This is a genomic window from Romboutsia sp. 1001713B170207_170306_H8, assembly GCF_015550495.1.
In the GTDB taxonomy this organism is placed as follows: Bacteria; Bacillota; Clostridia; order Peptostreptococcales; family Peptostreptococcaceae; genus Romboutsia_E.
The window spans coordinates 1-4,836 of sequence record NZ_JADNAX010000023.1; the positions used below are offsets into that span (position 1 = coordinate 1).

The 4,836-nt window shown below is 48.1% G+C and carries 2 tRNA genes and 2 rRNA genes; all 4 read right to left on the bottom strand.

From position 1 onward, the window contains the following. Window positions 1-2,608: ribosomal RNA gene (locus I2A66_RS16485) — 23S ribosomal RNA — on the bottom strand; the annotation flags it as partial. Between the two features lie 166 nt (window positions 2,609-2,774). After that, window positions 2,775-2,851, bottom strand: a tRNA-Ala gene (locus I2A66_RS16490). 61 nt (window positions 2,852-2,912) lie between these two features. Continuing rightward, window positions 2,913-2,986: transfer RNA gene (locus tag I2A66_RS16495), tRNA-Ile, on the bottom strand. A gap of 163 nt (window positions 2,987-3,149) precedes the next feature. Further along, a 16S ribosomal RNA gene (locus tag I2A66_RS16500) occupies window positions 3,150-4,678 on the bottom strand. Window positions 4,679-4,836 lie beyond the last annotated feature (158 nt).

Genomic DNA, 4,836 nt, shown 5'->3' on the forward strand with positions numbered 1-4,836 from the left:
GACCGAACTGTCTCACGACGTTCTGAACCCAGCTCGCGTGCCACTTTAATGGGCGAACAGCCCAACCCTTGGGACCTTCTCCAGCCCCAGGATGTGACGAGCCGACATCGAGGTGCCAAACCCCTCCGTCGATATGAGCTCTTGGGAGGGATCAGCCTGTTATCCCCGGAGTACCTTTTATCCTTTGAGCGATGTCCCTTCCATACGGAAACACCGGATCACTATGCTCTAGTTTCCTACCTGATCGACTTGTAAGTCTCCCAGTCAAGCGCCCTTATGCCATTACACTCTGCGGACGGTTACCAATCGTCCTGAGGGCACCTTTAGAAGCCTCCGTTACTATTTTGGAGGCGACCACCCCAGTCAAACTACCCACCAAACAGTGTCCTCGCAACTACGAGTTAGAACTCAAATAATCAAAGGGCCGTATTTCAACAGCGACTCCACACAAACTGGCGTCTGCGCTTCAAAGTCTCCGGCCTATCCTACACATCAATTACCCAAATTCAATGTTAAGCTATAGTAAAGGTTCACGGGGTCTTTTCGTCCCATCGCGGGTAATCGGCATCTTCACCGATACTACAATTTCACTGAGCTCACGGTTGAGACAGTGTCCAGATCATTACACCATTCGTGCAGGTCGGAACTTACCCGACAAGGAATTTCGCTACCTTAGGACCGTTATAGTTACGGCCGCCGTTTACTGGGGCTTCAATTCAATGCTTCTCTTGCGATGACATCTCCTCTTAACCTTCCAGCACCGGGCAGGTGTCAGGCTGTATACATTATCTTTCAATTTCGCACAGCCCTGTGTTTTTGTTAAACAGTTGCCTGGACCTATTCTCTGCGCCCAACTCTCGTTGGGACCCTTTATCCCGAAGTTACAGGGTCAATTTGCCTAGTTCCTTAACCGTGAATCACTCAAGCGCCTTAGTATATTCAACCCGACTACGTGTGTCCGTTTGCGGTACGGGTACCTTAAGGATTAAGTTTAGCGGATTTTCTTGGGAGTATGATTACACGCACTATTGGATTGTTCCGAAGAACGCTCCATACTATCAGGTTCGACTCTTATCCCGGATTTGCCTGGGATGATCAGCATCTACACCCTTCAACGGACTATTCCGTCAGTCCGCGGCGCTGTCACGCCTCCGTCTCCACGTCACTCCTTAAGGTAGTACAGGAATATTAACCTGTTCTGCCATCGGCCTCACCGTTCGGCTGAGCCTTAGGACCCGACTAACCCTGATCCGATTAGCGTTGATCAGGAAACCTTAGTCTTTCGGCGAGGGGGTTTCTCACCCCCTTTATCGTTACTTATACCTACATTTGCTTTTCCACACGCTCCAGCAAAGCTCACGCTTCACCTTCGACGCTGAGTGGAATGCTCCCCTACCGATCATTACTGACCCCATAGCTTCGGTAAAACACTTGATGCCCGATTATTATCCACGCCAAACTCCTCGACTAGTGAGCTGTTACGCACTCTTTAAATGAATGGCTGCTTCCAAGCCAACATCCTAGCTGTCTTAGCAATCTGACTTCGTTAGTTCAACTTAGTGTTTATTTCGGGACCTTAGCTGATGGTCTGGATTCTTCTCCTTTAGGACATGGACCTTAGCACCCATGCCCTCACTCCTGTGATAGAACTAATGCGCATTCGGAGTTTATCAAGACTTGATAGGCGGTGAAGCCCTCGCATCTTATCAGTCGCTCTACCTCACATTAGTAACTCACAAGGCTGCACCTAAATGCATTTCGGGGAGTACGAGCTATCTCCAAGTTTGATTAGCCTTTCACCCCCACCCTCAGTTCATCCGGAAGCTTTTCAACGCTTATCGGTTCGGTCCTCCAGTTAGTGTTACCTAACCTTCAACCTGACCAAGGGTAGATCACTTGGTTTCGCGTCTACTCCTTCCGACTCGACGCCCTGTTCAGACTCGCTTTCGCTTCGGCTGCACATCTCAAGATGCTTAACCTTGCCGGAAAAAGTAACTCGTAGGTTCATTATGCAAAAGGCACGCCGTCACTGCTTACGCAGCTCCGACCGCTTGTAGGCGCACGGTTTCAGGGACTATTTCACTCTTCTGTTCGAAGTGCTTTTCACCTTTCCTTCACAGTACTGGTTCGCTATCGGTCTCTCGGGAGTATTTAGCCTTACCGGATGGTCCCGGCAGATTCACGCAAGATTTCTCGTGTCCCGCGCTACTCAGGATACCACTACGCTTAATCTGACTTCATATACAGGACTATCACCGTCTATGGTTCCACTTTCCAGAGGATTCTATTCATCAGATGTCTTGCGATATCGTGGTCCTACAACCCCACACATGCCGTAACATGGGTGGTTTGGGCTGTTCCCCGTTCGCTCGCCACTACTAGGGGAATCATTATTATTTTCTTTTCCTGCAGGTACTAAGATGTTTCAGTTCCCTGCGTTAGCCTCCATCAAAGATGGATGACATTCCTTCAGAATGCCGGGTTGTCCCATTCGGAAATCTCTGGATCAAAGGTTATTTGCACCTACCCAGAGCTTATCGCAGCTTATCACGTCCTTCATCGCCTCCGAGAGCCAAGGCATCCGCCATGCGCCCTTGCTTACTTTCTTTCAAACTTACTTAACCGATGATGGAGAATGGAATTTCGAAAATGCTTCTGCATTCTCAACAGCCATGTACCATATCTGTTACGTACGGTTCGATATATACTTTTAGCTCTTTACTAAATTTTACTTTTTGTACATCATGTCAAAGATCGTTTCTCTTGTTCAGAGATGGTGGAGAATAACGGATTCGAACCGTTGACCCTCTGCGTGCAAGGCAGATGCTCTAGCCAGCTGAGCTAATCCCCCAAGAGTTATTGACTGTTACAATTGACAATGGACAATGAAAACAGACAACTTTTGTTCGGAGTAGTCCCAGGCAGAGTTGAACTGCCGACCTCTACATTATCAGTGTAGCGCTCTAACCAACTGAGCTATAGGACTAGTTCAACCTTGTCTACCTGATATGTTAGACTCGGCTTCTTTATTTCTCTTGTTTATCTCTATCTATACTTCTATAGATGGTTGATCTATATGTTATAAATAAACAAGTACCAGTAGTACAATTATAGAACCGATGAAAGTCATTGTAACGGCATCGCTCCAGAAAGGAGGTGTTCCAGCCGCACCTTCCGGTACGGCTACCTTGTTACGACTTAGCCCCAATTACCAGTTTTACCCTAGGACGCTCCTTGCGGTTACGTACTTCAGGTACCCCCGGCTTTCATGGCTTGACGGGCGGTGTGTACAAGGCCCGGGAACGTATTCACCGCGCCATGGCTGATGCGCGATTACTAGCGAATCCAGCTTCACGAAGTCGGGTTGCAGACTTCGATCCGAACTGAGAGAGGCTTTTGGGATTAGCATCCTGTCACCAGGTAGCGGCCTTCTGTACCCCCCATTGTAACACGTGTGTAGCCCCGGACGTAAGGGCCGTGCTGATTTGACGTCATCCCCACCTTCCTCACATCTTACGACGGCAGTCTCTCCAGAGTCCTCAGCATGACCTGTTAGTAACTGAAGATAAGGGTTGCGCTCGTTATGGCACTTAAGCCGACACCTCACGGCACGAGCTGACGACAACCATGCAGCACCTTCACATTTGTCTTACGACTATACTGTTTCCAATATATTCAAATGCAATTTAAGCCCGGGTAAGGTTCCTCGCGTATCATCGAATTAAACCACATGTTCCTCCGCTTGTGCGGGCCCCCGTCAATTCCTTTGAGTTTCACCGTTGCCGGCGTACTCCCCAGGTGGAATACTTAATGCTTTCGCTTGGCCGCTTACTGTATATCGCAAACAGCGAGTATTCATCGTTTACTGTGTGGACTACCAGGGTATCTAATCCTGTTTGATACCCACACTTTCGAGCATCAGTGTCAGTTGCAGTCCAGTGAGCTGCCTTCGCAATCGGAGTTCTTCGTGATATCTAAGCATTTCACCGCTACACCACGAATTCCGCCCACCTCTACTGTACTCAAGACAGCCAGTATCAACTGCAATTTTACGGTTGAGCCGCAAACTTTCACAACTGACTTAACTGTCCACCTACGCTCCCTTTAAACCCAATAAATCCGGATAACGCTCGGATCCTCCGTATTACCGCGGCTGCTGGCACGGAGTTAGCCGATCCTTATTCATATGGTACATACAAAAATCCACACGTGGACCACTTTATTCCCATATAAAAGAAGTTTACAACCCATAGGGCAGTCATCCTTCACGCTACTTGGCTGGTTCAGACTCTCGTCCATTGACCAATATTCCTCACTGCTGCCTCCCGTAGGAGTTTGGACCGTGTCTCAGTTCCAATGTGGGGGACCTTCCTCTCAGAACCCCTATCCATCGAAGGTTTGGTGGGCCGTTACCCCACCAACTGCCTAATGGAACGCATCCCCATCGATAACCGAAATTCTTTAATAATCAAACCATGCGGTTCTATTATGCCATCGGGTATTAATCTTTCTTTCGAAAGGCTATCCCCGAGTTATCGGCAGGTTGGATACGTGTTACTCACCCGTGCGCCGGTCGCCATCTCCAGTTTGCAAGCAAACTGGAATGCTGCCCCTCGACTTGCATGTGTTAAGCCTGTAGCTAGCGTTCATCCTGAGCCAGGATCAAACTCTTCATTGTAAAAGTATTGTTATCATTCCTATGAAAGAATGGTATTTGCTCTGTTCAGGATGCCGTACAATTTATTGACTTCATTAATACCTGTCATCAGATACATACTGCTATGTATCCAACAAGCATTGACGGTTCTATTTTTTCTTGTACTACTTGTATTGTTT